The organism is Rhizobium favelukesii, assembly GCF_000577275.2.
Lineage (GTDB): Bacteria > Pseudomonadota > Alphaproteobacteria > Rhizobiales > Rhizobiaceae > Rhizobium > Rhizobium favelukesii.
The window spans coordinates 446,997-473,243 of the sequence record NZ_HG916855.1; the positions used below are offsets into that span (position 1 = coordinate 446,997).

General features: G+C 59.1%; 22 protein-coding genes and 9 pseudogenes. 21 read left to right on the forward strand and 10 right to left on the reverse strand.

What is annotated here, in order from left to right; translation table 11 throughout:
- The first annotated feature begins 77 nt into the window (after window positions 1-77).
- From LPU83_RS65585 to LPU83_RS65605, 5 genes are read left to right on the forward strand one after another with little or no spacing between them, the layout of a single operon-like run.
- Window positions 78-1,529 carry an FAD-dependent oxidoreductase gene (locus LPU83_RS65585; protein ID WP_024318460.1) on the forward strand — a complete coding sequence of 484 codons (1,452 nt, stop codon included), beginning with the start codon at window positions 78-80 and terminating at the stop codon, window positions 1,527-1,529.
- Window positions 1,526-2,563: a questin oxidase family protein gene (locus tag LPU83_RS65590; RefSeq protein WP_024318461.1), complete on the forward strand. Its 1,038-nt coding sequence runs from the start codon at window positions 1,526-1,528 to the stop codon at window positions 2,561-2,563. The genes LPU83_RS65585 and LPU83_RS65590 overlap by 4 nt, the downstream gene beginning before the upstream one ends.
- Before the next feature lie 18 nt (window positions 2,564-2,581).
- Window positions 2,582-3,778 carry an amidohydrolase family protein gene (locus tag LPU83_RS65595; RefSeq protein ID WP_024318462.1) on the forward strand — a complete coding sequence of 399 codons (1,197 nt, stop codon included), beginning with the start codon at window positions 2,582-2,584 and terminating at the stop codon, window positions 3,776-3,778.
- A 36-nt stretch (window positions 3,779-3,814) separates the two neighbouring features.
- Complete coding sequence (locus LPU83_RS65600) at window positions 3,815-5,164, forward strand: 8-oxoguanine deaminase (protein WP_024318463.1); 1,350 nt, start codon at window positions 3,815-3,817, stop codon at window positions 5,162-5,164.
- A gap of 9 nt (window positions 5,165-5,173) precedes the next feature.
- Complete coding sequence (locus LPU83_RS65605; RefSeq protein WP_024318464.1) at window positions 5,174-6,466, forward strand: amidohydrolase family protein; 1,293 nt, start codon at window positions 5,174-5,176, stop codon at window positions 6,464-6,466.
- 83 nt (window positions 6,467-6,549) lie between these two features.
- On the opposite strand, the gene LPU83_RS65610 is transcribed toward LPU83_RS65605, so the two are convergent.
- Window positions 6,550-7,764: an IS701 family transposase gene (locus LPU83_RS65610; protein WP_082321218.1), complete on the reverse strand. Its 1,215-nt coding sequence runs from the start codon at window positions 7,762-7,764 to the stop codon at window positions 6,550-6,552.
- A 364-nt stretch (window positions 7,765-8,128) separates the two neighbouring features.
- On the opposite strand from LPU83_RS65610, the gene LPU83_RS65615 reads away from it, so the two are divergent.
- From LPU83_RS65615 to LPU83_RS65630, 4 genes are all read left to right on the forward strand, one after another.
- The gene (locus LPU83_RS65615; protein WP_082321380.1) at window positions 8,129-8,467 is read left to right on the forward strand and encodes a plasmid pRiA4b ORF-3 family protein; all 339 of its coding nucleotides are present in this window, start codon (window positions 8,129-8,131) and stop codon (window positions 8,465-8,467) included.
- The gene (locus LPU83_RS65620) at window positions 8,448-8,873 is read left to right on the forward strand and encodes a beta-barrel domain-containing protein (RefSeq protein WP_225039982.1); all 426 of its coding nucleotides are present in this window, start codon (window positions 8,448-8,450) and stop codon (window positions 8,871-8,873) included. Before LPU83_RS65615 ends, LPU83_RS65620 begins: the two co-directional genes overlap by 20 nt.
- 258 nt (window positions 8,874-9,131) lie before the next feature.
- A complete protein-coding gene (locus LPU83_RS65625; RefSeq protein ID WP_024318960.1) occupies window positions 9,132-9,386 on the forward strand; it encodes a type II toxin-antitoxin system prevent-host-death family antitoxin in 255 nt (84 codons plus the stop codon).
- A complete protein-coding gene (locus LPU83_RS65630) occupies window positions 9,383-9,805 on the forward strand; it encodes a type II toxin-antitoxin system VapC family toxin (RefSeq protein ID WP_040680888.1) in 423 nt (140 codons plus the stop codon). Before LPU83_RS65625 ends, LPU83_RS65630 begins: the two co-directional genes overlap by 4 nt.
- Before the next feature lie 364 nt (window positions 9,806-10,169).
- On the opposite strand, the gene LPU83_RS65635 is transcribed toward LPU83_RS65630, so the two are convergent.
- Window positions 10,170-10,691 (reverse strand): SbtR family transcriptional regulator, encoded by a 522-nt coding sequence (locus LPU83_RS65635; protein ID WP_024318958.1) that lies wholly within the window; start codon window positions 10,689-10,691, stop codon window positions 10,170-10,172.
- A gap of 97 nt (window positions 10,692-10,788) precedes the next feature.
- On the opposite strand from LPU83_RS65635, the gene LPU83_RS65640 reads away from it, so the two are divergent.
- From LPU83_RS65640 to LPU83_RS65655, 4 genes and pseudogenes are all read left to right on the forward strand, one after another.
- Entirely contained in the window at window positions 10,789-11,628 is an 840-nt protein-coding gene (locus LPU83_RS65640; protein ID WP_024318957.1) for an SDR family NAD(P)-dependent oxidoreductase, read from the forward strand.
- A gap of 864 nt (window positions 11,629-12,492) precedes the next feature.
- Window positions 12,493-12,843 (forward strand): annotated as a pseudogene (locus LPU83_RS65645) (transposase); the annotation flags it as partial.
- Window positions 12,844-13,204 (forward strand): annotated as a pseudogene (locus tag LPU83_RS65650) (DDE-type integrase/transposase/recombinase); the annotation flags it as partial.
- A 308-nt stretch (window positions 13,205-13,512) separates the two neighbouring features.
- Window positions 13,513-14,622: an AI-2E family transporter gene (locus LPU83_RS65655; RefSeq protein WP_024318953.1), complete on the forward strand. Its 1,110-nt coding sequence runs from the start codon at window positions 13,513-13,515 to the stop codon at window positions 14,620-14,622.
- 139 nt (window positions 14,623-14,761) lie between these two features.
- On the opposite strand, the gene LPU83_RS65660 is transcribed toward LPU83_RS65655, so the two are convergent.
- The gene (locus LPU83_RS65660; protein ID WP_024318952.1) at window positions 14,762-15,133 is read right to left on the reverse strand and encodes a COG4315 family predicted lipoprotein; all 372 of its coding nucleotides are present in this window, start codon (window positions 15,131-15,133) and stop codon (window positions 14,762-14,764) included.
- Between the two features lie 131 nt (window positions 15,134-15,264).
- On the opposite strand from LPU83_RS65660, the pseudogene LPU83_RS74700 reads away from it, so the two are divergent.
- Window positions 15,265-15,441, forward strand: a pseudogene (locus LPU83_RS74700) (transposase); the annotation flags it as partial.
- Between the two features lie 5 nt (window positions 15,442-15,446).
- On the opposite strand, the gene LPU83_RS74705 reads toward LPU83_RS74700, so the two are convergent.
- Window positions 15,447-15,614, reverse strand: coding sequence for a hypothetical protein (locus LPU83_RS74705; RefSeq protein ID WP_225039980.1), 168 nt, complete (start codon window positions 15,612-15,614; stop codon window positions 15,447-15,449).
- A gap of 104 nt (window positions 15,615-15,718) precedes the next feature.
- Between LPU83_RS74705 and tnpB the strand changes: the two genes are divergently transcribed.
- Both tnpB and tnpC read left to right on the forward strand, forming a co-directional pair.
- Window positions 15,719-15,991, forward strand: a complete 273-nt coding sequence (gene tnpB / locus LPU83_RS65670; RefSeq protein ID WP_231052124.1) for an IS66 family insertion sequence element accessory protein TnpB — start codon at window positions 15,719-15,721, stop codon at window positions 15,989-15,991.
- 74 nt (window positions 15,992-16,065) lie between these two features.
- Window positions 16,066-17,496: pseudogene (gene tnpC / locus LPU83_RS65675) on the forward strand (IS66 family transposase); the annotation flags it as partial.
- 28 nt (window positions 17,497-17,524) lie between these two features.
- On the opposite strand, the pseudogene LPU83_RS65680 reads toward tnpC, so the two are convergent.
- From LPU83_RS65680 to LPU83_RS74725, 3 genes and pseudogenes are all read right to left on the reverse strand, one after another.
- Window positions 17,525-19,600 (reverse strand): annotated as a pseudogene (locus LPU83_RS65680) (recombinase family protein).
- Window positions 19,593-19,769 carry a hypothetical protein gene (locus LPU83_RS74720; RefSeq protein ID WP_208245142.1) on the reverse strand — a complete coding sequence of 59 codons (177 nt, stop codon included), beginning with the start codon at window positions 19,767-19,769 and terminating at the stop codon, window positions 19,593-19,595. Before LPU83_RS74720 ends, LPU83_RS65680 begins: the two are co-directional and overlap by 8 nt.
- 103 nt (window positions 19,770-19,872) lie before the next feature.
- Window positions 19,873-20,094, reverse strand: a pseudogene (locus LPU83_RS74725) (DUF5372 family protein); the annotation flags it as partial.
- Here LPU83_RS74725 and LPU83_RS65690 point away from each other — a divergent pair.
- From LPU83_RS65690 to LPU83_RS65710, 4 genes and pseudogenes are all read left to right on the forward strand, one after another.
- Window positions 20,070-20,252 (forward strand): annotated as a pseudogene (locus LPU83_RS65690) (transposase domain-containing protein); the annotation flags it as partial. The pseudogenes LPU83_RS74725 and LPU83_RS65690 overlap by 25 nt on opposite strands.
- A 682-nt stretch (window positions 20,253-20,934) precedes the next feature.
- Window positions 20,935-21,476, forward strand: a pseudogene (locus tag LPU83_RS65695) (IS5 family transposase); the annotation flags it as partial.
- 111 nt (window positions 21,477-21,587) lie between these two features.
- Window positions 21,588-23,084 (forward strand): ISNCY family transposase, encoded by a 1,497-nt coding sequence (locus LPU83_RS65705; RefSeq protein WP_040680892.1) that lies wholly within the window; start codon window positions 21,588-21,590, stop codon window positions 23,082-23,084.
- A 43-nt stretch (window positions 23,085-23,127) separates the two neighbouring features.
- Window positions 23,128-23,412: a transposase gene (locus LPU83_RS65710; RefSeq protein ID WP_082321323.1), complete on the forward strand. Its 285-nt coding sequence runs from the start codon at window positions 23,128-23,130 to the stop codon at window positions 23,410-23,412.
- Window positions 23,413-23,723: 311 nt separating this feature from the next.
- Here the strand turns inward: LPU83_RS65710 and LPU83_RS65715 are convergent, their stop codons facing one another.
- Together LPU83_RS65715 and LPU83_RS65720 are read right to left on the reverse strand one after the other, a co-directional pair.
- Window positions 23,724-24,233 carry an Hsp20/alpha crystallin family protein gene (locus LPU83_RS65715; RefSeq protein ID WP_024319044.1) on the reverse strand — a complete coding sequence of 170 codons (510 nt, stop codon included), beginning with the start codon at window positions 24,231-24,233 and terminating at the stop codon, window positions 23,724-23,726.
- A gap of 91 nt (window positions 24,234-24,324) precedes the next feature.
- Window positions 24,325-24,801, reverse strand: coding sequence for an Hsp20 family protein (locus LPU83_RS65720; RefSeq protein ID WP_024319045.1), 477 nt, complete (start codon window positions 24,799-24,801; stop codon window positions 24,325-24,327).
- Window positions 24,802-25,016: 215 nt separating this feature from the next.
- Between LPU83_RS65720 and LPU83_RS65725 the strand changes: the two genes are divergently transcribed.
- Window positions 25,017-25,241 carry a hypothetical protein gene (locus LPU83_RS65725; protein WP_024319046.1) on the forward strand — a complete coding sequence of 75 codons (225 nt, stop codon included), beginning with the start codon at window positions 25,017-25,019 and terminating at the stop codon, window positions 25,239-25,241.
- Window positions 25,242-25,280: 39 nt separating this feature from the next.
- On the opposite strand, the pseudogene LPU83_RS65730 reads toward LPU83_RS65725, so the two are convergent.
- Window positions 25,281-26,181 (reverse strand): annotated as a pseudogene (locus tag LPU83_RS65730) (amylo-alpha-1,6-glucosidase); the annotation flags it as partial.
- Between the last annotated feature and the right edge of the window lie 66 nt (window positions 26,182-26,247).

Sequence of the window (26,247 nt, forward strand, 5' to 3'; positions counted from 1 at the left end):
TGCATAAAAAATAGCAGGGAGTTGATCATTCCCTGCGCGTCTATACTGTCCTGTCCAACGCGGCGAGCTGCACATTCATGAAGACCACGCCGGATGAGCGCCTGAGAGAGCTGGAACGCCGCGCCCATGATGAAATGGCGCGCATTGAGGCGCTCTGCGCCGGCTGGTCGACGCTGGGCGATGAAGACCGCGACGACCTGCATTCCGTTGTGATCTGCGGCGCTGGCCTCTCCGGCCTGTCGATCGCCTTCGCCCTGAAGCGGCGCGGTATCAGGTCCGTTCATGTGATCGATCAGAGCGAGGAGGGCCGCGAAGGCCCCTGGATCACCTGCGCCCGCATGCAGACCCTGCGTTCGCCCAAATATCTCTCAGGCCCGGATCTCGGCATCCCGAGCCTGACGCTGCGTTCCTGGTACGAGGCGCTGAATGGCGCCGACGCCTGGGAAGCGCTCGACAAGATCGGCCGCCAGGACTGGATGGCCTATCTCATCTGGTTTCGAAGGACCGTCGGCATCGACGTCGAAAACGACACGACGCTTTCCTCGATCGATCAGGGGGAGGGCGGACTCGCTCTCACGCTGTCAAAGGGTGACGGCACCAGCCGCACGGTCACCTGCCGCCAGCTGGTGATGGCGACCGGCATCGACGGCTGCGGCGGCCCGCGCATACCTGCGATGGTCAAGGCGCTGCCGAAATCCGCCTGGACACATAGCAACGAGCCGATAGCGATTGATTTCCTCAAGGGCAGGGATGTCGCGATCCTTGGCGGCGGCACGTCGAGCTTCGACTGGGCGGTGGCGGCGCTGGAAACCGGCGCCCGAGAGGTGACGATGTTTGCGCGAAGCGCCGATCTGCCGCGCACCGAGGTTCTCGCCTGGACAAACTTTCCCGGCTTCCTCGGCCATTTCGCCGACTTGCCGGATCTGGAGCGCTGGCGGTTCGCCCATCTCTACTTCAATTTCAAGGTGCCACCGACCCAGGAGCAATATGACCGGGCCCGTAGCCACCCTGGTTTCACCATGCAGCTCGGTTGTGGTGTCCGTGAACTCTCGATGGACGGCGGCAAAGTCAAGCTGACGACCGCAAACGGCACTTGTCATGCCGATCATCTCCTGCTCGGCACCGGTTACGAGATTAATTTCGCGCTCCGGCCCGAGCTTGCCGGCCTCGTCGAGGCCGCAGCGTTCTGGAAGGATTGTTTCCAACCGCCACAGGGAGAGGAGAACGCCCTGCTTGCCGACCATCCCTATCTCGGCCCTGGTTTTGAACTCACGCCTAGATATGCCGAAGCCGGCTGGGTCTCGCGCATCCATATGTTCAATACCGGCGCGCTCGCGAGCCTCGGCCCGGTCAGCAATGGCGTCACCGGTCTCAAATACGGTGTGCCACGCATCGTCAGCGCCTTGGTGAAAGCGCTGTTCATCGAGGACTCCAACCGGTATCTTGCAGCATTGGCCGCCTATGACGAACCGCATTTCGATCCCGGCATAGACGAAGACGTCACGACATCAAGGGAGGTTTTGGCATGAGACAGGCTGCCGCCGTTCAATTTTCGGGATTGGAGACCGTCTTTTTGCGGGCACGCGAGGATAGCGTCGAATTTCCCTATCTGCTGGCCAACCATGTTCCGATGGTGCTGATCGCGCTCGATCGCCTCGGCGCCTCGCCGGAACGGCTGGAACAATGGTACGAGCAATATCACGAGAGCCATGCACTCCCGCCCGTGCCGCCGCCGATTGCCCCGGTTGTCAGGGCGCAATGGGCCGAGGCGCTCGGCGATCGCACGCGTGAGGCGGATTACCGTGCCTTCTTCATCGCCGAAACCCGCCGGCTCGGCATCGATGCCGTCATCCGTACCTATTTGCCCGCCATGGTGAACGGCCTTGCCGGCAGCGCCACGCATCCGCTGATGCGCCTTGCCTATGGTGTGCTCAAGAAGGACGACCAGGAGGTTGGCACTGCGCTCGGCTATTGGGCGGCCTGCTATCTGCCGCTGCCATCCGCGACCGGTGCCGCGCCCGATACGGATGATCCGGGGAGGGTGCTTGCCGATGTCGGCAATATTGAAGGCATCCGCGATTATGAGCCAGAAACCGATCTGCTCTGGCATAATATCCGCGCCGTCGCCGCACTTCCGGGCTTCCGCCCCGTTATCGACCGCCTTGCCTTCAATGCCGATACACCGCGCCGTATGGCCGCGACCTCGCTTGCCCTCTTTGCCGGAACCATGGATTTCTCCGCACTCCATTCCGTCACCGGTATGCACTGGCTGCGCCTCGTCTCTCCGCACCTCGAAAATGCCGAGCCTTTCTACCGCGCCTTCTGGCAGGTGATCGCCTCGCTGGTGCCGAAGATCGGTTTTCCAGCCCTCCCCACCGCCGAGGCGCTGGAAGAAATGCGCAGACGACAGGCGCCCGCCTGGGCGGAGATCAAACGCGCCGCGGTATCCTCGGACGACGAACACGATGTCAGCCTGGTCTTTTCTGCCTTGCAGGAGGAAGAGGTGTGGAAGGATCCGCTCTATCGCGTCGTCGCGGCGCGCCGGGTCGGGCTGATTGCATAGCGGATGATGGAAGAATTAATGACGCCGAGCCTCGTAGTCGAAAACGCCAGGACAGAAGCCGGCGAGATCGTCTCGCTTATTCTGAACAATGACCGGATCGCCGCGATCGGCCCGAATGCGGCCGCCGGCATCGACCCCGTAGTGCCGCGTTTCGATGGTGCCGGCGGCCTTCTCTGCCTTCCCTTCGTCGACGGCCATATTCATCTCGACAAGACGCTGATTGGCGTGCCATTCATCCCGCATATTCCGGGCGATACGGTCGCCAAGCGCATCGAGGCGGAAAAATCCCTGCGGCGCACGGTGGCGCTGCCGGTCGAAGCCCGCGGCGGCGCCCTGCTGGAGAAGCTTGCAGCCTACGGCACACTTTTCGTGCGCAGCCATGTCGACATCGATACCGAAGTCGGCCTGAAAGGCCTCGAGGCCGTGCTTTCGCTGAAGCAGAGCCATGGTCATCTCGTCGATATCCAGACCGTTGCCTTCCCGCAATCCGGCGTGCTGCGCGATCCCGGCACGGCCGGGCTGCTCGATACGGCCATCGCCGCTGGCGCCGATCTCGTCGGCGGCCTCGATCCCGCCGGGATCGACAACGATGTGACCGGCCATCTCGATGCGATCTTTTCCGTCGCCGGCAAATACGGTGTCGGGCTCGATATCCATCTGCATGATGGCGGTGCACTCGGCGCCTTCGAACTTCGCCAGATCGCCGATCGCACGGCAGCACTCGGCCTCGAAGGCAAGGTGGTCGTCAGCCACGCTTTCTGCCTCGGCGAGTTGGACGATGCCGAATTCGGCCGCACTGCCGCCGCACTCGCCAGATCGGGCGTGGCGATCATGACCAGCGCGCCAGGAGCCGTGCCGATGCCACCGGTCAAGCGGCTTGCCGCCGCCGGTGTCCGGCTCTTCTGCGCCAACGACAATATCCGCGACGCCTGGTCGCCTTTCGGCAATGGCGACATGCTGGAGCGTGTCGGCATCCTCTGCGATCGCCAGGATTTCCGTTCGGATGAGGATCTGGCGGCGGCCTTCCGCCTGGCGACTCAAACGCCGGCCGAAATCCTCGGCCGCTCCGTCGGCCCGCTCAAGGCCGGGTCACCTGCTGATTTTGTTATTTTGCCCGCCGCGTCGCTGGCAGAAGCCGTCGCTTCCCGTCCCCTCGATCGCATCGTATTTCGCGGCGGCGCCATCATCGCCCGCGGGGGCCGGCTCGTCGTCTGATTTTTCCATCAATGTATGGCGCTGGGAGCACCGCAGATGAAGGGCCGACTTTGGATCCAATCGCCGCTCGCCATCATGGCTGAGGGCGCCGAGGGCGGCATCGTCATCGAGAATGGCCGCATCGTCGAGCTGGTCGCGGCTGGACGGCAGCCTTCGACCCCCGTCGATGCACACTTCGACGCCGGCCGGCATGTCGTCATCCCCGGTCTCATCAACACCCATCACCATATGTTCCAGACGCTGACGCGCGCCCATCCGGCTGCGATCAACAAATCGCTCTGGCCATGGATCCGCGCGCTCTATCCGATCTGGGCAAAGCACATGACGCCCGAAGCCTTCCGTCTTGCCGTCCGTCTCGCGCTGACCGAGCTCCTCCTCTCCGGCTGCACCACCACCTCCGACCACCACTATCTCTATGCTGCCGGTCTCGAAGACGCCATGGATGTCGAAGCCGAGGAGGCGGCTCGCCTGGGCATGCGCATCACGCTGACGCGAGGCAGTCTCAATATCAAGGACCAGCAAGGCGTGATTTCGCCGGCCAATGTCGTGCAGGACGACGACGTGATCCTTGCCGACAGCGAGCGTGTGCTCCGGCGCTATCATGACAGATCCGAAGGGGCGATGACGCAGGTGGCGCTTGCGCCCTGCGCGCCCTTCGACGTCACGCTGGAACTGATGCGCGAAACGGCGGCGCTGGCGGAACGCTACGATTGCCGGCTCCACACCCATCTGGTCGAGACCAGGGCGGAAGCAGAATTCTGCCGCAGCAAATTCGCCTGCACGCCGGTGGAATATCTCGATCGCTGCAATTGGCTGAGCGCCCGCACCTGGCTCGCCCACGGCATTCATTTCGATGATGCCGAGATCGCCGAGCTCGGCCGGCACGGCGTTGGCGTCTGCCATTGCCCGACCTCGAACATGGTGCTCGCATCGGGCATGTGCCGCACCTGCGAGCTGGAAGCCGCCGGGGTGCCTGTCGGCCTTGGCGTCGACGGCTCAGCTTCCAACGACAATTCCAACCTGATGGAAAGTGTGCGCCATGCCTTAATGCTCAACCGGCTGATCTACGGCGCCGAAGCGGTCACCCATCTCGACGCGCTGCGCTGGGGCACCGCTGGCTCGGCAAGGCTGCTCGGCCGCGACGACATCGGGATCATCGCGCCCGGCCGCCAGGCGGATCTGGCCTTCTACAAGCTCGACGAATTGCGTTTCTCCGGTGCCGGCGATCCGCTGGCAGCCCTCGTGCTCTGCGGCGCCACCACGGCCGACCGCGTCATGATCGCAGGCGAATGGCGCGTTACCGACCGTATACCCGCGAACGTCGATATCGAGGCGCTGATCGCCGATCACAACCGCGTCGCCCGCAATTTCCTTCTGTCGGTCTGAGGAGGTCCCATGGCGATCGATTTTGTCATCCGCAATGCCCGAATGGCCGGCTTGACCGAGCCGACCGACATCGCCTTCGACACAGGCCGCATCGCGGCGATCGCGCCTCGTTTCGTCTGCGATGCGCCGCACCATGACGCCGGGGGAAGATTTGCCTGCGCAGGCCTCATCGAAACCCACATCCACCTCGACAAGGCCGGTATCATCAGCCGCTGCAATCTCTGCACCGGGACACTCGCCGAAGCCATCAGCGAAACTTCTCGAGCCAAGGCCGCCTTCACCGAGGAAGATGTCTATGTCCGTGCTGCCGCAGTCGTCGAAAAGGCAATCCTCAACGGCACAACCCGCCTGCGCACCTTCGTCGAGATCGACCCGCGCGTCGGCTTCCGCTCCTTCGAGGCGATCAAACATCTGAAGGCTGACTATATCAGCCTCATCGACATCGAAATCTGCGCGTTCGCTCAGGAAGGCCTGACGAATGACCCCGGCACGGAGGCGATGCTGGAACAGGCGCTGAAGGCGGGTGCCGATCTGGTGGGAGGCTGCCCCTACACCGATCCCGAACCCGCCGAACACATCCGCTGCATCTTCGACCTCGCCATGCGAAACGACGTTGCCGTCGATTTCCACCTTGATTTCGACCTCGACCCCGCCGGCTCCAATCTCCCTGTCGTCATCGCCGAGACCGTCGCACGCCGTTACCAGGGACGCGTCTCGGTCGGCCATGTCACCAAGCTCTCGGCCTTGCCACCGGAAGAGCTGGAGCCGATCGGCCGCCGTCTTGCCGAGGCCGGCATCGCATTGACCGTCCTGCCGTCGACTGATCTCTTCCTGACGGGCCGCAATGCGACCCATCTCGTTCCACGCGGCGTGACACCCGCTCACCGCCTGGCAGCGCTCGGTGTTGTCACGACCATCTCTACCAACAATGTCCTGAATCCATTCACGCCGTTCGGCGACGTCAACCTGCTGCGCATGGCCAATCTCTACGCGAACGTTGCCCAGATCGGCACCGCCGATGGCCTCGACGGTGTCTTCGCCATGATCACGACGCAGGCTGCCACCCTCCTGGGAAGAAAGGGTTACGACATTGCGATCGGCAGCGCGGCAGATATCGTCCTCTTCGACGCCCCCTCGGCTGCCGATGCCGTCGCGACAATCGCCCCGGCGAGCGCCGGCTGGAAAAATGGTCGTCGGAGCTTCCTTCGCCCGCGGCCGCAGCTTTTCCTAGCATTACAGTTGCATTTTAGTTTTGAGATGAGCTCGTCGAGCGGCCGCCTGATGGGCGCGTCTCCAGCATGACCATGCGATGACGTAGGCGGGGTTTATGCGACGCTGGGCGAGTCTGATGGCGATGCGCCGGACTTCCTGGATAGACCAGCGGATCAAATCCTGATGGTCGGCATCCGCGGTCTTTTTGGGGGCGTCGCGTCATTGGCGCGGTACCGGATCACCGCCATCATGGCGAAGGCAAGCATGACGAGGGAGACGTGGCGATGCCAGCCATGCCATGACCGGGTTTCATTGTGATCGAGTCCGAGCTCGTTCTTGGCGGTCTCGAAGCTGTCTTCGATCGCCCAGCGATGGCCTTCAACGGAAACGAGCGTCTGGATGTCCGTCCCGGCCAGGCACCATGTGGTGAAGAATGCGAGATCACCGTCGCTGATATTGCGCCGGATCAGGAGGCCACGGGTCCAAAGCCCTGATGTCGTCTCGTTGTATTCGTCGGCATCGAGATCGGCGAGTTCACAGTAGGCCCAGTCATGAAGCCGCGCGCCTTTGGTGCCCTCACCGGCGGAAAGACGCTGCCATGCACTTGAATCGAGATCACGGGCGATCTCCTGCGCTGTGCCGGCGACCGGAGGCTTACCCGACCAGGAGCCGAAATGGTGGTCCGATTTAACCCCAAGAACGTAGCCTTTGCAGGCTCGACGCAGGGTCCCTTCAACGTCCCCGACGCCATAGACCGCATCTGCGGCCACCCATGAAAACGGCACATCGGCTGCCAGCGCACGCCGTATCATCTCGACAGCCAGGCCTGGCTTGGTAGCGAAGGCTGTAGCCTGAGGAACATGAGCTGCTGCCAGCCTTGCCGGATCGCCGGTCCAGCTTTTGGGCAAGTACAGGGCCCGATCGATAAAGGCATGACCGCGAACGGACACATAGGCGGCGAACACACCGATCTGGCAGTTCGTTATCTTGCCAGCCGAACCTGTATATTGACGTGCAACACCGCACGATGTCTTGCCCTGCTTGAGGAAGCCCGTCTCGTCGATGACCAGGACCGCATCATCCGTGGCGAGGTTTTCTACGACATACTCTCGCACGATGTCGCGAAGTGCGTCCGCGTCCCAGCGCCCGCGCCCCAGAATGGCTTGTTGCCGCCACGGGCCGGGATCACCGGCCGCCTCAGCACGCATCCAACCTGTCTTACGCCGCTCGTCACCCAGCAAGCCGTCCAGGAAAAGGTTCGCAGAGGCTGCAACTCGCTCCTGCGTAAACAGTCTGCGCATGCGAGCCTTCACGTCGCGCAACGATGATGCCCAAAGCTCAAGCGTCGTCTCGATTGATGCACCTGTCATCCATGACCTCCGAATCATGGAGACCCATAGATTCAGACCACAGATAGATATGCAACTGTAATGCTAGACCAAGGCTAGGCACCGCACACGCTTCGCGCTAGGTGATCGCGCCCGGCAACGCATCAACGACCGGATCATCTCGCGCGAAGTTCTGGAGGCACTTGGCCCCGAAGGCGTGCTCGTCAACATGGCACGTGGCAACACGGGGAGCATGAGGATTTGTGGGTCGGGATGGAGCGGAGTATGTCGTCGTCATTGAATTTTGGCGGAGCCGGCGGGTGGGGCAAAACGGAAGTCAGCAAAGAGCAGCGGGAAGACGCCCGCCTCGGAGGATGAGGTTTTTATCCTGCAATTTCGCATCTGGCTAAAGGACGTGAACCCGATGGTGTGGCGTAGGGTTCAGGTAGCCTCGACGATGACGTTGCGCGAGTTTCATGGCGTCCTTCAGGTCGCGATGGGGTGGGAAGGCATCCACCTTTACGAATTCATCATTCACACGGCGCGGTACGGCTCGTGGGAGACGGGTGCCCGTTCCCCGGCCATGACGCTTGGCGAATTGAAGCTGCGCAAAGGCAGCCGGTTCCTGTACGAATACGACCCAGCATTCCCTGGGGGCACGAGATCCGGCTGGAGGAGCGCCAGCCAGTCAAACCGGGCGCTCACTATCCGGCATGCACATCCGGGCCCCCGCCGACGGCATCGTGGTGAGTTCGATTTATAATTTCGTTGGCAACGTCATCAGTCCTGGTGAAAAGGTGATGGAAATACTGCCGACAACTTCGCGGCCGCTTGTAGAGGCACGACTGCAGCCAAATGACATTGATGCCGTCCATAAGGGACAAGAAGCGCGACTGCGACTAACAGCTCTCAATGCTCGATTGACGCCCGAAGTTGATGCGGTCGTTGAACAGGTGTCGGCTGACCGATTGATCGATGAGACAACACACCAACCATACTACAGGGCGCTGTTGAGGATAGCCGATCCGCTTTCGGCGGCCATAACCGCGAACGATCTGCACCCAGGCATGCCGGTCGAGGCCTTTATCACGACCGGGGATCGCACTTTCTTTGAGTACCTATCAAAGCCAGTTCTGGACTCGATGCAACGAGCGTTTGTTGAAGAATAAGCGGGCGCGCGGGCCCATGTGGCCACATTTTTGGGTGAATCGCAGGCTGAGGATCGCGAGAACCAAATGAGCCACAGAAGTTCTCCGACATTGGATAGATTAGCAGCTCAACGCTGCTCCTAAATTAGCGCGAAACAGATATTTCCTTGGCCGATTACGGGATCCAACGTTCGTAGCCCTTCAAGGCGGCTATCTTGTATATTGCTCCACAGTCAATAATATCATATATGTAGGTATGTTCCTACATGGAGGCATTCTATGAGCATCACAAGTTTGTCTAGCCGGGAGTTGAACCACGACGTCAGTAAGGCAAAGAAGGCTGCCAAAAGAGGACCTGTAGTTATTACAGATCGCGGGAAGCCGTCCCATGTGTTGATGACGTACAGCGAATTCGTCCGCCTGACCGGCAAGCGACGGAATCTCGTCGATACTCTTTCAATGCCTGGTTTGTCGACGATCGAATTAGATCCACTGAGAGCCGAAATTGCGCCTCGCGAGGTCGATCTGTCTTGAAGTACCTGCTGGATACAAACGTCGTCTCCGAGTTGCGCAAAGTTGGAGACGGTAAAGCAGATGCCAATGTGACGAAGTGGGTCGGTGCGCAAGATTCCAATGACTTGTTCATTTCCGCAATTACGATCCTGGAAATTGAGCGCGGAATATTAACCATCCAGCGTCGCGACGCTGCCCAGGGCTCTCGCTTGCGGGGATGGATGGATAGCCGTGTTCGTCCTGAATTCGCAGAGCGAGTTCTGCCAATCGATGACGCGATAGCGACGCGTTGTGCCCACTTACATATTCCAGACCGCCGCAACGAGGCTGATGCTTTGATCGCCGCTACCGCGCTGGTTCGCGGTTTAACTGTAGTCACGCGTAATGTTCAGGATTTCGATGATACCGGCGTGATCGTAGTCGACCCGTGGCAAGACTGAAATCGGGCGCGGGCACCCGCTAGCGATGTCCTTTTAGATTCCTTAGATCACCCCAGAACCTTTTTGGGATCGTATGGTCTGCGGTTCGAATCCGTTCAAGAGCAAGTCGAACCAATCCGCGCGAGACGTAGGTCACGGCGGTCCGGCGAGCATCGGCATCATCGCTCTTCCGATAGTAAGGCTGATGGATACATGCTGACTATATCGGTGTCTCACCAGACGTCGCAGCCTCTGGACCGGCAGGCAAATGGTTTGTCGATCGGGTCAAGGCTCTTTGGCGCGGTGCAGACATCATCGAAACGGCATCAGCGCGCTGAACTGAAAAGGCTCGGTCGTGGAGGCCCTATCTTCACATGAAACTGCCTCAGACGCGTGATCGGATGGGCGCGTCAATCGCATCTGTCGCGCCTTGTCGCTCCGCAAGGACGGCGTCCGTGATCAGACGCACGAGCTGATCGGCCGGCGGAGCGAAGGAGGGCTGGTCGATCGCCCAGCCCAGCGCCGTCATCAGGGCGAACAGGTCGTCTCCGTTCATGTCATGACGGGCAGAGCCGTCGGACTGGGCGCGGAGCAGGAGCCGCGCGCTCGCGGAATGTACGGACGCACAGGCCGCATATAGCGCGGACTGCGGGTTGGTGTGGGCCGCCGCCATGAGGTTGACGACGCCCCTGTGACCTTGTGCGAACGCCACCCAGTCGCGAAACCACGACTCGAGGGCCGACCCACCTTTTGCCGACAAAATAAGATCCGCGCACGGAGGAATCCCCCGCAACGCTTCTGCGCCCAAACCAGTCAGCAGCCGCGCCTGCAGCGCTCGGAACGGGATCGCCATCCCTCGGGCTGGCTCTGCGAGGCGATGGCGACGACGAGTTGGCAGCACAGCCATGCGGGCCACTCCGGCCGGGGCTTCCTGAAGTAGAGGTGATCGTCTACATAAGATCGACTTGCAAAAACCGACCTACAACAGAACGAGGAGTACAAAAATGGCCCGGCTTACGGACACCGTAGCTGTCGTCACCGGTGGCGGTAGGGGGATTGGTCGGGAGATTGCACTGCAGCAGGCGCGGGAGGGCGCCAAGGTCGCTGTGCTTGCGCGGACAGCGACCGAGATCGAGGAAACTGTCTCGCTGATTCAAGGCGGGGGCGGGCGAGCGATCGCTGTGACGACCGACGTTGCCGAATACAGCGCCGTCGAAAGCGCTTTTGCCCGGATTGCATCCGAATTGGGTCCAGTCGAAACACTGGTCAACAACCATGGCTCTTTCCAGGCTTTCGGTCCTGTATGGGAGTGTGATCCGCTCGTCTGGTGGCGGGATGTAGAGATCAATCTGCGCGGAACCTTCCACACCAGCCGCGCGGCAACTCCAACAATGCTGGCGCGCGGCAAGGGCCGGATCGTCAACCTAGTCAGTGGTGGAACAGGCAACAGCTTCCCCCACGGCTCCGGTTACGCATCGAGCAAAGCGGCCATCATGCGCCTGACGGAGTGTCTCAATGATACAACGATCGCTCATAACGTGCGCGCCTTCGCAGTCGATCCGGGGCTTGTCCGGAGCGCGATGACCGAAATGCAGCTGTTTTCCGAGGCCGGTAAAACCTACCTGCCTGGCATCCAGCAGCTCTTTGACGATGGCGTCGACATCGATCCCTCACGCGCTGCACTTCTGATCACAGACATCGCTGCTGGCCGTTTCGACGTGCTTGCTGGTCGTCTTTTGCGCGGTGTTGACGATCGCGACGGGCTCGAAAAGGACATGGAGAGCTTAGTTGCAGCCGATGGACGGGCGCTGCGCTTCACCGCAATTGAGCAGCAGAAGCTCTGACTTTGCCCTTGGACGGACGGGTTAGCCTGAATGGCGGCAGAGGCGTTCTGCTGAAAGCGCTGGCGTGTCCTGATTGCTTCTGTCATGCGTCGTTAGATGGTTACTAAGCGTTAAACCATCGGCGACTACTCTCAAGACGGCCGCGGCATTTCCTCCCGTGCTGTGTCGCCAAGACTCTTGGCCCGAGCCTCGCATGCTCGGGCCTTTTTCCTATCGGCTACGCTGACCCGGATATAACCGGCGTGAAACCAACTGAGCAGGTTGGCTGACCAGCATCCGAAAAAACCGCTGTTTAGCTTCCCTCGTCTGGCCAAGCAATAAAAGGGTTCAGTTGAGTTACTTGGATGAAGCAGGGCGGCGAACCGACTAAAATCAAAGAGAGCCTAGGGGCGCACTTCTCCCGTGCGCACCATCTATCTGTTGCTGGATTCAGGATTTTGTTCTCTACATCACCAGGCCTCTTCACCTCTCGTTGATGTGATAGCCGAGCAAATTGTCAGCTCCGGGGAAGGGCACTAAGCATCGTTGCCTGGGCGATGTTGAGGTGACGACATGTTTCGATATTTGGGTTGCATTCTACTGATCATGTTCATCGTTCCCGGAGGCGCATCCGCGACGGCTTCCTGTGGAGGCGATCGTCCGTGCATGGTTACTGGCGGCAACTATAGGATTGAGCTACCGGAAGACGACGATCTTCGCGGTGCGTTCGTCTTTTTTCACGGCTTCAAGGGTTCTGCCGAGCTGGGGTCGGAACAAGAGCAGTTCGAAATCGTACGAGGCCTTTATCAACCAAAGACAGCAATTGCCTTGTTTTCCAAGGGCTTACCATGCGATTTTTCGGACATGATCCGAAGGAGATAAAGAATGACGGAAACGATGCTAGCAGCGCTTACCAACATTCGGACCGCGGAAGATATGATCATGGCCTTTTTCGCGATGAAGAGCAATGTCGGCGGTTGCTGGAAAGCATGGTGTGGCCGGGTGGGAGAGTTTGCCCTGCCTGTGGTTAAACGCTCGATCGCGATCGCCGGTCGCGATACTGGCAAGCGGCATGCGCGTCCGGGTCTCTATCAATGCTCGAGCGGCGATTGCCGGTTCCAGTTCACGGTGACGACACACACGCCTTTGCATTCCACAAAGCTTCCTTTGCGTGTTTGGCTGAAGGGCATGTGGCTTATGCTGCAGTCGGATAAAGGCTTGTCCTCGGTGCGCCTGGTCCGTGGCGAGAAGCATTGGCTTTGGCGTGCGGTGGATCAGGACGGCTTTGTGATTGACGTTCTCGTGCAGAGCCGCCGCAACGCGAAGGCGGCCAAGCGCCTGATGCGTTATGCCGGGCATCGAGCATCGGTCACACAAGGGGCTTAACAACCGGGCTGAAAACTCCCACCAACCGACGCGACGGCGCGAGCGGATTATGAAGCGTTTCAAGTCAGCCCGACATCTCCAGCGCTTCGTCTCCATCCATGACCCGATTGCCAACCTCTTCCGCATCTCGCGCCACGACATTATATCCAGCCATCATCGCAAACTGCGCGCAGCGGCGATGAACCTATGGGCGAAAATCGCTCGGGCGTGAACGATAAAATCGGTAGGCATATGCCCCGTGACCTAGGGTCAGGACCTATTAATCTGGCATCAACTGCCACGAGCCATCGCTTTCGGACTAGGCCACGAACGGCAACTTCCCGCCATTATGAGATTTAGACCAAGGTCTCAAAAGCGCCGCCAATAGCGGAAATTGACAACCTTAAACTAGGGAGCAAGATGATCTCCGTCCGGCGTGCCGGCCACACGGTAGCCATCGACCGCTATGCTAACCGCGCTCAAGATCACGCCTCGTGTTTGCAGATGGAACGGCGTCGCAAGGGAACAGGCGGACTAATCATGGTGCCACCTAGCCGACTGATTGAACCAGCTCTGGGTATCGGTGCCCTTCTGCTACTGACTGTTGGTTGCACACTTGTGCTTTGGCCCTTCCTGTCGGCAATCCTGTGGGCCGCAGTAATTTGTTTCTCGACCTGGCCAATCTACCGCCAATGCGAACGTGCTGTCGGGGGCTACCGAGCGCCGGCTGCCGCAGCTATGACGATATTGGTGGTCATTGTTGTGGTCGCACCGCTTGCTGTCCTCGTAACGGCGCTCGCCGACGACATAACCAAACTCGCCGGGGGAATAACGCGCGTCCTGGAGCAGGGTCCTTCCGCGCCACCCAACTGGGTGAGAGGCCTGCCGATTGTTGGCGAGAGCGTGGCTGCTTACTGGGAAAACCTCACTGACGACGCTCCTGCATTTATCGTCGAGCTCAAGAGGCTGACCGGTCCTGTCACCGATATTGCTCTCGCTGGCGGGGCAGCTTTCGGCACCGGCCTCCTCGAACTCGGGCTAAGCATATTCATCACCTTCTTTTTGTTCCTGCACGGCCGACGCATGATCAGTTTCATGCGTCAGATCAGTGAGCGCGTTGCAGGTCCTCGTGCCAAGAGGTTGCTCACGATAATCGGCATGACCGTGAAGGGTGTCATCTACGGAATGATCGGAACGGCCCTTGCGCAAGGCCTACTGGCTGGCATCGGTTTCTGGATCGCCGGCGTACCTCAATCGCTGTTATTGGGCTGCCTGACCTTTGCGCTGTCGTTTGTGCCCGTCGGACCACCGTTCTTGTGGGGACCGGTTGCCCTTTGGTTGCTCCTGCAAGGATCAGTAGGATGGGGCATCTTCATCGCGATCTGGGGCTTGCTTCTCGTCAGCAGCATTGACAATTTCCTTCGACCGTATCTGCTTAACCAAAACAGCAACCTACCTGTGCTGCTCGGCCTGTTTGGGCTTATTGGCGGTGTCTTGGCGTTCGGCCTGATTGGGCTTTTTCTCGGGCCGACCTTGTTGGCGGTTGCCTACAACCTTTTTCTCGAGTGGGCTGCAGCGCAAACTAAAGACCGCATACAATCTGCGTCCCCGATCCCTGCTTCTGACCAGCATTTGGGATCTAGTAGATGATGTCGCGAGGAATGGAGCAGCATTCGGCGGAGGCCGGGTTGTCGGCGAAAGCCGTAGAGAAGGGATATGTAGTTCCAGAGGTCGGTCTTGCGGTTCAAGGCGATCCGACGACCGCCCGTTCAAACGGTCGCCGGTTCAGCTATTTGGCCGCGTGCCAAACTCCCCCAACGCCATCGCCGTTGGCTTCACCGGCTTTCTTATCCTCGACATAGGTGTAGAGCGGCTTGCCCTCGTAGGCCCACATCTCTTTGCCATCCGCAGCTTTGACTAGAGTCCATTCGCCTTCTGCCTTGGCCTTGGCTCCGGCGTGGAACGCCGGCCACTTCTTCAGGCAATCCTTATCGCAGTTGGATTTGCCTTTTGTATCTTTGTCGAAGGTGTAAAGGACCATGCCATTTTCAGTAGCCAGGATCTTGCCCATTTTCGTGTCCACCGTCTTGGCAGGCTCGGCCGCAAAAGCAGACCCGGCTAAAGCAGTTAACGCACCTATCGCGATCAATATCGTTCTCATGATTTTTCTCCCATTCGGCAGTGCCGGCGGAATGCCAGCAGTACCCGATCTAACGTAAGCGGGTAGGCCATCCCACGTAGCGCGGCATCGAAAGATCGCTCATTTTCGGCATGAATCATGCGGAGAAACCTATGAGCGACAGTGTGAATCAGGCTCGTGCCTTTGAGGTTCTGACGGCGACACCAATACGGACGAGGCGCAAGCCACGAGATTGGCCGGATGCTGAGAAGGCTCGGCTGATTGCGGAGACATTGCTGCCGGGGGCGAATGTATCAGCGATCGCCCGCGCTGAGGGGCTAGATCCCTCGCAGCTTTACGGCTGGCGTCGCAAGGCATTGGCCTCGGGATCGGTTGTGCCCCTTTCGAAAGAGGCTAATGAAAGGGTTAGTTTCGCGCGCGTCGAAGCTGTTGCAAGTTCGCCGGTGGAATCGTCATGGGTGACGTCGTGGTGCGCGTGGCCGGGGATATCGAGCCGGATCATCTTGCCAAGATCCTACGGGCGGTGCGCAAGGCATGATTGCGTCTGGCGTTGTTGTTTACGTCTCCTGCCAACCGGTCGACTTTCGCAAGGGAGCGGCTTCGTTGATGGCTTTGGTCAGGGATGGCGGTCTCGACCCGTTCAATGGCGCCCTCTATGTGTTCCGTTCCAAGCGGAAGGACCGTGTCCGGATCGTGTGGTGGGATGGCAGTGGGGTCTGTCTCTATTCGAAAGTTATCGAAGGAAACGGCTTTTGCTGGCCGGCTGCGACGGCGGCGCGCATCCGTCTGGATCATGCCCAGCTCATGGCCCTTCTGGCCGGAATGGACTGGAAGAGGATCCTCCCGGCGGCAATCAGGAGGCCGCTTTCGACAGGCTGAATCCCTCCAAGAAATCCGACGCATGTTGCTGTAAACGCTAGGAAAAGTTCACAATTTGTGATCTACTTCCTGCTATGGCGTTCTCTGCTTCGGACCTTCCTGACGACGTTGATGCACTCAAGGCGATGATCGTCGCCATGAGCGCAGAAGGCGCCGCTGCCCGAGCGGAGATCACCCGGCTTGAGGCGCTCAAGAAGGATACGGACGAGCGGATAGCCACTCTCACTGCGATTGTGAAAGTGCTTGAGCGGGCTCAGAAAGGCACGCGCTCGGAACGGCTGCGACTGGGGATCAACGACGATCAGATCGACTTTGCGTTCGAGGAAGTCGAGACCGGTCTGGCAGCGATCGACAGCGAGCTCGACCAGTCACGGAAAGACAAGCCGAAGCGGGAAGCACGCCCGCGCAAGGGCTTTGGCGCCCATCTCGAGCGCATTGAGGAGGTCATCGAGCCTGAAATCCCCGAAGAATGCCGAGGGCTGGAAAAGGTTTTGATTGGCGAAGACCGATCCGAGCGGCTCGATGTCATCGCGCCGAAGTTCAGGGTCATCGTTACCCGCCGGCCTAAATACGCATTCAGAGGGCGTGACGGTGTGCTGCAGGCTCTAGCGCCTTGCTATATCATCGAAGCCGGGCTGCCGAGCGAACGGCTCCTGGCTTACATCGCCGTGTCCAAATATGCCGACGGCCTTCCGCTCTACCGTCAGGAAACAATCTACCTGCGCGATAGCGTGACGCTGAGCCGCTCGTTGATGGCTCAATGGATGGGACATCTCGGCTTCGAGCTCAAGATCCTTGCGGATTACATCCTGGAGAAAATCAAAGCAGGTGAAAGGATCTTTGCCGACGAAACGACATTGCCGACCCTGGTGCCTGGTTCGGGAAAAACAATGACGGCATGGCTGTGGGCCTATGCACGTGATGATCGGCCGTTCGGGGGATCAGGGCCACCAATGGTCGCCTATAGATTTGAAGACAGCAGAGGCGGGCGCTGTGTGGCCCGTCACCTGAGCGGCTTCAACGGCATTCTCCAGGTGGATGGGCACGGCGCCTATACGAGCATGGTCAAAGAGCAGGTCAAGGCCGGCAGCAAGGAGACCATCGCGTTGGCAGGGTGCTGGGCGCATGTCAGGCGCAAATTTTACGAACTCCATATCGGTGGTATCAATCAGGCCGCGACAGCCTCGGTGAAGGCGATGACCGAGTTGTGGAAGGTCGAGGACGAGATCCGGGGAAAGGATGCCAACATCCGTGCTGCCGCACGACAAGAGCGGTCTGCGGCCATTGTCGCCAACCTTTTTGACATCTGGGAAAAGGAGCTGGCGAAGGTCTCTGGCAAGTCCAAGACCGCGGAGGCGATCCGCTATGCAATGACCCGCCGACAATCTCTGGATCGCTTTCTCGGTGACGGCCGCATCGAGATTGACTCCAATATCGTCGAGCGCGCAATCCGTCCCCAAACGATCACACGGAAGAATAGTCTATTTGCCGGAAGCGACGTTGGCGCGTCATACTGCTCATCTGATGATGTCCTTATAATAAAAGGGGATTTTGAACCAGATCCTGAGATCTCGGGCGCCGTGATCGCCTGGCATCGGCTTCGCGGCGCACGACGTCGTGCTGGAGGTCGGAAAGTCGAACGATCCAAGGCGCCCCGGTGCATAGCTGGCGCGCCGGAAGGGCGCCGCTGCTGACCATCCGATAGGCCGTAGCTCGACTCACCTTCAGAATGTCCGCGGCCTCATCGAGGGTTCTCTCACCGCGTTCGGCCCGCTCACCTTCTCGATAGACGGAGATACCATGGATGTTGCGAAGACTGCAGACGTGGCTTCGCGTCCAGCTGGCGCCATGCCCGGTCCGCTTGCCGGAACGGTTCAGGATCGCTGCGATTGACAAATCAGGTAACTGCCTGGCCAAAGCGCGCACGAGATCAACGACATCAGCCTTAACTGCCCAGCGGGTCTGGCCGATCTTGTTCTTCCTCACTGTCATCCGGGTATGATCGCCACCTTGCCAATGAATGATGATCGCCAATGTGTCGTCGACGATATCGACGATAATTTCCGTGATCAGTAACCGAATGATCTTTTTGCGCGTCTCGGTGGATACACTGGGGCTGTCCCATGCCTGCCCCAGGTCGCTACCGAGCTTCATCAGTCTTGCACAGTCATCTGCCGATAGTGCGGGCATGTCACGGTCGGTCGAGAGCGTCTCAAGCTCGATCTCTAGGTCACGCAATTGGATCAGCTTCTCATTCCAGCGCCTTTCCAACTCGCCCGCGACCAACCGATTGTCGGGATCGACAGCGTCATACTGGCGGCGCGCCCGGGCAGCCTCGTATTGTGCTTGCTTGATTGAGTTCTCGAGTTGCTGATGCTTATCGCTATGACGCTGAGTGTGCGCCTCCATTGCTCGCAAGGCCGCCTCGATTCCGAGAGGTTGCAACCGTTCGAGAACCTCCTGCGCGACGGCCCGATCAACTCGCATGCCACCGAAGCCGATACAGTTGCCGACCGCCATGTCGCCGAACGTGCCGCGACAAACATATCGCTGCGTATTGCCGCCTTTCCCAGAGTATTGAATATGCAGTCGGCGACCGCAGCGACCGCAGCGGAATAGTCCGGGCAATAAAGCTTCGCCACGTCTTATCGAACCTCGTCCCATGTAGCTTTTTCCATTCGCATTCTCGGCGATCAGATGCTGATTCCTTTCAAACTCGGCCCAGCTAATATAGCCTTCATGATGGTCGTGGATCAAAACCTCCCAGTCCTTCGAATTACGCCGCAACGTATCACGGGTGACCCGTTTGCGCCCATTCTTGATCATCACACGTGTCGCACGCCGGCCGTAGGCGTAGGAGCCGGCGTAGACCGGGTTTGTCAGTATGTGATGAAGGGTGTGATAAACCGGAGCTTTCCACTCGATCGGCCGTTTGCCGCGCCCTTGAATGACAGACGGGACCAAGACATTCTCTTGCCTGAACCAGAGCAACACCTGGCGGACGGTCTGCAGTTCGGCGAATTTGCGAAAGACGAGCAGAATGCTCTCCTGAACGCGCCGATCTGGATCCTTCTCGACACGGGCATCATCCGTCTTCACGTATCCGACGGCAACGGTGAGATGAAGGTCGCCGCGCCGCGCCTTTTGGCGCATGGCCTCGACGGATCGTTGCCGAACACGGATAACTCCATCTCGCTCATAGTGCCCTTCATGCCAAGAAGGAGACGATCGTTAGGCGAGCGCGGATCGTAAATAGCCTCTTCATCGACGATCAGAGTGCCGACCAGACCACAAAATTCCAGCAAGGTGTGCCAATCACGGCCATTGCGCGCCAGACGTGAGGCCTCAAGCGATACGACTGCTCCCACCCCGACCTTCACATATCGCCGCCAACAGCTTCTCGAATCCCGGGCGGGCCGTGCCACCTCCGGATCGTCCAAGGTCATCGTCCACGATCTCGACGGTCTCCCAACCCAACTGTCGAGCACGCTCGACTAAGCTGTACTGCCGTCTTTGGCTTTCCAGATTATTGGCAACTTGGTAGGCCGTCGACTGCCGGACGTAGACGAAGGCGCTAAGGCTAAGATGGTCGGCAGTGATCTTACTCATTGCCCGCCTCCTTTCCGCCGTCGGCGCGCCGCTTGCCGGCCAGCTTTGCCGCCGCTTCTGTCAACAGTAGTTGCAGGAGTGTTAAGGCTTCCCGGCGCTGGGTGTCGCTCAGGTCTACCGGCCGGGCTGTCACGAACAGATCCAATTGCATGCGAAATTGCTTTCTCATGGCTTATCCCTTCGGCTTCTTGCACCGAGCGACAGGGTACGAGAGAATCAATGAAAGCGCGCAGTTCAATAAGCTTCGTTGCCGAAAGGCGCGGCTCGGCTACAATCTCGATCGAACTTGCCGCAGGATCAAACATCCATGCGGGGATTTGAAATGAGCCACCATGGACTTGTCGAATCAGCAGATAATGAACACCTTCGTGCTCATGGCTGCCGGTTACCAATACGGTTTGGTCAACCAGTGGATGGAAGGGATAAGTGACCTTGGATTCGAATGCCAGAAACCCGGCATTATGAACCCGGCTTCGAAGGCGGTGGCAACACATGGGCCACGATCGCCACGCTTTTGCAGACAGCTAAAATGAACAACGTCGATCCGCTCGCCTGGCTGACACAGACCTTAGTTCGCATGGCCAACGGATGGCCCGCGCAGGATATCGACACTCTAATGCCCTGGAACTTCGAGTCGAGCGTGGTCGGCTAACCGCTTACGATCTAACTGACAAAAACGCCCAACTATGAAAGCAGTTCCGCCCACGGGGGCACGAACACGACAGGCCAGCAATGGTTATAACGTCCGCGAAGCGCCAATGACGGTTATCAGCGGCAAAGTCTTCGCGTCATTAAATTGCATTACATGATTGAACTGAAGGTATAGAGTGACTTGTCGGCAACCACTGAACGGGCGTTGCTGCTTGAGAGCGAAGCGCTCTCGCCCCAACAAGGGGATTCCTCATGTCCCTTCCAAGACTTGAGCACAACGGGATATTCTCACCCTACGATCTGGGTAGGTTGCGAGCCGAAATCGATGCATGGTGCGAAAGAGACGCAAGTGATTACACCCAGATTGGACGGTCCTGCGATAACGGCACGATAGTCACGAACAGACCGGTATTGCCGCAGCACATGCTTCTCTCGTTCCGCACAACCAGCACCACCTTAGCCAGACGGGCCAAACGCAAAGGCGGTGCTTTCACGGTTCGGGAGCGTGTGCAAGGCAGACCTGCATCCATCGAGTAATGAGGTCAGCGTCTGACCGCTTTCCACCCATTGCGGTCCTTGCGGATCGTGGGATGTGGGGCGGCTTCGGGCCAACAGGGGAGTGGCATTTCCACTTGCGTCGTCTTCGACGGATTGATTCAATGGTTGCGCAAGGAGGCGCTGCCATGAGTGATTTGATGCTGTTGTCCGAGGCGCAGATGCGCCGCATTAAGCCATACTTTCCATGGTCGCACAGTATTCCGCGAGTGGACGACCGCCGGATCATCAGTGGTATTGTCTTCGTTATTCGGAACGGATTGCGCTGGCGCGACGCGCCTAAAGAATATGGTCCCCACAAGACGATTTATAATCGCTTCATCCGATGGAGCAGGCTTGGTGTGTTCAGTCGAATCTTAGCCGAACTCGCAGCCAAACGCGGCAAGCCGGAACAATTGATGATCGATGCTACCCATTTGAAAGCACATCGGACGGCAGCTAGCCTGCTAAAAAAGGGGATGTTCCTAGACGTATCGGGCGGACCAAAGGTGGTTTGAATTCGAAACTACACGCGGTTTGCGATGGCCAGGGCCGACCTTTGGTCATGTTGCTAAGCGAAGGCCAGATGAGCGATTACAGAGGGGCCGCTCTTATGCTCAAAGCCTTGCCCAAGGCCAAAGCAATGCTTGCAGACAAGGGATACGACCCCGACTGGTTTCGAAACGCTATAGCGCGACGATCAGGATGAGACGCCGCATTGCCTCGCCAAAAATGCTCCTTGATTATTGGCCGTTGCCTCATCTGATTTGCTCCCAGCATTTGTGGGTGCGGAGCAAATCAGATGAGGCACATCAGCGTGACGACCAAGAAAGAATTGATTGCAGCTTTAGCAAAGCGCTACCTCCAAGGCAGCCGAGAGGAAAAATCGCGCATTCTCGATCAGTTCGTTGCGATCAGCGGCATGCACCGGAAACATGCGATGCGGTTACTCCGCGGCACACATAATCAAGTCGCGTCTCGACCACGTCCTCGGATCTATGACGAAGCCGCCCGCCAAGCGCTTATCGTGTTGTGGGAGTCGTCCGACCGTGTTTGTGGAAAGCGGCTAAAGGCGCTGCTCCCGACGCTGGTCATCTCCATGGAGCGGCACGGACACCTCAACCTGGATGACCGGGTTCGGGCTCTGTTATTGCAGATGAGCGCCGCGACGATGGATCGCGCTCTGAAAGACATTCGCGAAACAGCGGGCGGCCGGCGACGCCGGCATTCGGTGGCTTCGTCTGCGTTAAGGCGTAGCGTCCCCGTCCGGACATTCTCTGACTGGGATGATCCCGCGCCTGGGTTTGTTGAAGCAGATCTTGTCTCCCACTCCGGCCCCGTTGCGCGGGGCAGCTTCGTCCAAACGCTAGTCCTCACCGATATTGCCAGTGGCTGGACGGAATGTGCGCCTCTGCTTGTGCGTGAGCAGAAGCTTCTGACGGAAGTGTTGAGTGAGTTGCGGCGTCTGATGCCGTTTCCGCTGCTCGGCTTCGATACGGACAATGACAGCGTGTTCATCAACGAAACGATCAGGGATTACTGCCTTGATTCCAATATCGAGTTCACGCGTTGCCGTCCCTACCGCAAGAATGATCAGGCTTTCGTCGAGCAGAAGAATGGGTCGATCGTTCGCCGCATTGTTGGTTATCATCGCTATGAGGGGGTCGAGGCCGCTGCGACCCTGGCCGATCTATACCGATCGGTGCGCTTGTTCATAAACTTCTTTCAGCCATCCTTTAAGCTGCGGGAGAAGCGTCGCGATGGCGCGGTGGTCAAAAAGATCTATCATCCTCCTGCGACACCCTATCAGAGGCTCTTGGCAGATCCGAGAACACCGACCGAAGTCCGAAATCGGCTATCGCACATCGGCGATCAGTTGGATCCTGTGAAACTATTGCGCGATATTCGAACAGCGCAGCAGCGTCTTGTCGAGGTTGCCAGCAATGCCTCGCTGTCAACAGCCACGCCGGATATCGAAACGTTCTTGCAGAACCTGCGCCACGCCTGGACGGAAGGCGAAGTCCGTCCGACGGCCAAAGCGAAACCAAAACTGCGCCGAGAGCGACGTAGACCAGACCCGCTCATCCGCGTGACCGACGATCTCCGCTCTTGGTTTGAGGAGGAACCTTGGCGGACAGGCCGCGAGTTGCTCGAGCGGCTTCAAGCGCGTTATCCGAATGAGTACCCCGACGGACTCCTGCGAACAGTGCAACGGCGCGTCAAAGAGTGGCGTCGAAATAAAGCCCATGCCATGATCTTCGGCGCAAATTCCGAAACAGCTCAACTCTCCGCGACTTGAACGCTCGCAGCAGAAAGGAGCAATCTTGTGAGGCAATGATCAAGTGCATCAGGAACATTCACAGGCGAGGCAATACGAGTCTCACCTTGTTTGTCGCCGCGCACGAAACGCGCTGGCTGATCGCAGAATCACCGCCTGCATTCCGTCAAAGGCCAACAGAAAGGTCCCAATCCCGCATGACGTTGTGCTCTACAAGCAACGTCACAAGATCGAAAACATGTTCGGAAAACTCAAAGACTGGCGTCGTATTCACACTCGATACGACCGCTGCGCCCACACCTTTTTCTCAAGCATATGCATAGCAGCGGCCGTGATCTTTTGGCTCTGATTAGTGAGTCCTGACCCTAACTGCAATTAAGTTTACGATGCCTCGAAGACGGCTTTCTTCTTTGTGATTGCAGTAGTCAGGCCTTTCAAAAGGTTGGCGTCAACGCCGTCGGCGATCGAAATGCCCAGCTTCGGGGCCGCGCTCAACGCTGCGGAGGGTCGATAGCTCCGCCGGTATCGTTCGAGACGCGCAAACCGGAAGCCGTTGCTTATGTGTGTGTGTCTGACAGCTCTCTCCATTATTTGTCCTTCCCATGTTGGCGAAGGATGCGCGGCGGCGGCCACCAGGCCGCCGCCGTGCATTCGTCTCGATCAGCTCTTGATGGCGATGCGCCTGACCTGCGACTGCGCCTTCTCCGTCTTCGGCAAGGTGACAGTCAGCACGCCGTTCCTGAAGGTGGCGTCGACCTGGTCTTCCTTGACCTCGACACTGAGCGGAATGCGGCGCTCGAAGCGGCCGTAGTAGCGCTCGGAGAACTGCCGATCCTTGTCCTCGCTCTCGGAGCGCTTTTCGCCCTTCAGCATCAGCACGCCGTCATTAAGCAGGACTTCGATGTCCTTTTCCTCAAGGCCGGGGACTTCGGCCGTCACCTTGATCTCCTTGTCGGTATCTGAGATCTCGACACTCGGCCAGCCGCCCCCGAACGTGGCGCTGTTGCCGAAGGACGGCAGGCCGGAGCCAAAGCCGCGGAAGACGTCATCGAACAGACGGTTCACCTCGCGATGAAGCGACAGGAAGGGATCACGGTCGTTATCGCGCAAGAGACTTGGAACCTGGTTGCCATTGTTGCGGCTCCAGGGGATCAGATCACGAACACTCATGGTTCTTCTCCTTTCAGTTGGTTCGGTGGAAAAGCTTTCCTGCCGGCGCCGGATGCCCGGCGCCATATTTTGCCCACTGCTAGCGGAAGGCTTAAGCCGCCTGCTTCTTGGCCTCGATCTGCTTGGTCTCGGCCTTCGGCATTCCCTGGCCGGTTCGGATCTCGATCTGGCGCGGCTTCATCTCCTCAGGGATTTCGCGCTTGAGATCGATGGTCAGCAGACCGTTGACGAGACCCGCACCCACGACCTTGACGTGGTCGGCCAGTTCGAAGCGACGCTGGAACGAACGGCCGGCGATGCCGCGATGCAGATATTCGACGTCATCGCTGTTCGCCTTCTGCCCCGCGACGATGAGCATGTTCTGCTCTTGGGTGATCGCCAGTTCGTCCTGTGACAAGCCCGCCACTGCCATGACAATGCGGTAATCATTCTCGCCAGTTTTGGCGATATCGTAAGGCGGCCAAGTGTCGATCGTCTCGGCGCGGCTAGCAGCCTCGAGCGCGTTCAACATCCGGTCGAAGCCGATGCTGGACCGGAAGAGGGGAGAGAAATCGAGGTTTGTCCTCATAGCCATATCCTCCTTATAAGCAACATGGATACAAGGAGACGCCAAGAGCGACCGGCGTCTCCTGGACCTTATGCCGACCCCCATTTGGGCGACCGACAATACTAATATAATTCAGTGCCTTACGGTTTCAAGAGAGGTGGGAGTTCCCAGCGGAAAATTGAATTCTCTCCGAGGCGCCACCATATCTGAGCCGAGGTAGAGAGGAGCAAATGGCTATGACAATGACTTCAGACGACGTCATCGCCGTCCTTGGGCCTGCCGACGAAACGCTGGTGGCCGAGGTCATTGCGACAGGGGCTACGCAGGCTGAACTCGCCGAGGCATTTGCGTGGGCCAGCAACGACGAAGCCTTGATGGGCGAAGGTCGCCGTCTGCCGACAGGCAGGGTTGCCGCGCTCGTTGATCTGCTATCCGCCGACGAGGAAGAGCAGGATAGATAATATTACTTGCCGCTGCCCGGGCGCGATCGACCCAACCGGTCATGCCGTCGCCAGCACGCGGATATCGCCCTTGCGATCGATCACGTCCACCACGACATTGCGACCGGAGCGTCGAACAGCAATGTCGGCCGAACCATTGCCGATCAGCAGATGTCGCAACGTGACCTCGTCGAGGAAGCTCGGAAGCCGCGGCTCGTTCAAGCTGATCTGCAAGGCATTCGGATCGAACTCGAGACCGAGGCACGACTGCAATAACGACATAGGTGTTGCCGCTGCCCATGCCTGCGGCGAGCAGGCGACCGGATAGAAGGTCGGTCCCTGCGCGCGCCGGCGCGGCAGGCCGCAGAAGAGTTCGGGAAGCCGCCGCAAGTCGATATAGGTCGAAGCGGCAAATAGTCCCTCAAAGATCCGCGCGGCTTCAGTGCGATAGCCATAGCGAGCAAGGCCGCTGGCGATCAGGGCATTGTCATGCGGCCAGATCGACCCATTGTGGTAGCTCATGGGATTATAGCGCGCCTCTGTGGAGGCAATAGTGCGGACGCCCCAGCCACAGAAGGATGAGGCACTCATCAAGGTGAGGGCGAGCCGCGCGGCCCGTTCGGGATAGGCGATGCCGGTGAACAGGGCATGGCCGGCATTGGAGGAGCGGACCTTGCAGGGTCGCTTGTCCCCGTCGAGCGCCAGCACGTATGTGCCAAGTTCCTCGTCGAAGAAGCTTGTATCAAAGGCGCGGCGCAGGCCCTCCGCCCGCGCTAAGAAGCCCGCGGCCCGTTCTGGCCGGCCGAGGATCCGAAAGATCTCGGCGGCCGCATGAAAGGCGCCATAGACATAGGCCTGAACTTCGGCGATCGCGATCGGACCCCTTGGCCAGCGTACCGTCCGCGTGGAAAATGGAGTCGTGGCTATCCTTCCATGCCTGGTTGACCAACCCTTCTTCCGTCTTTGCCGGCTTTGAATTCCGCGGTTGGACCGACGGCGGCGATCTGCGCCGCCTTTTGTGAAAGCC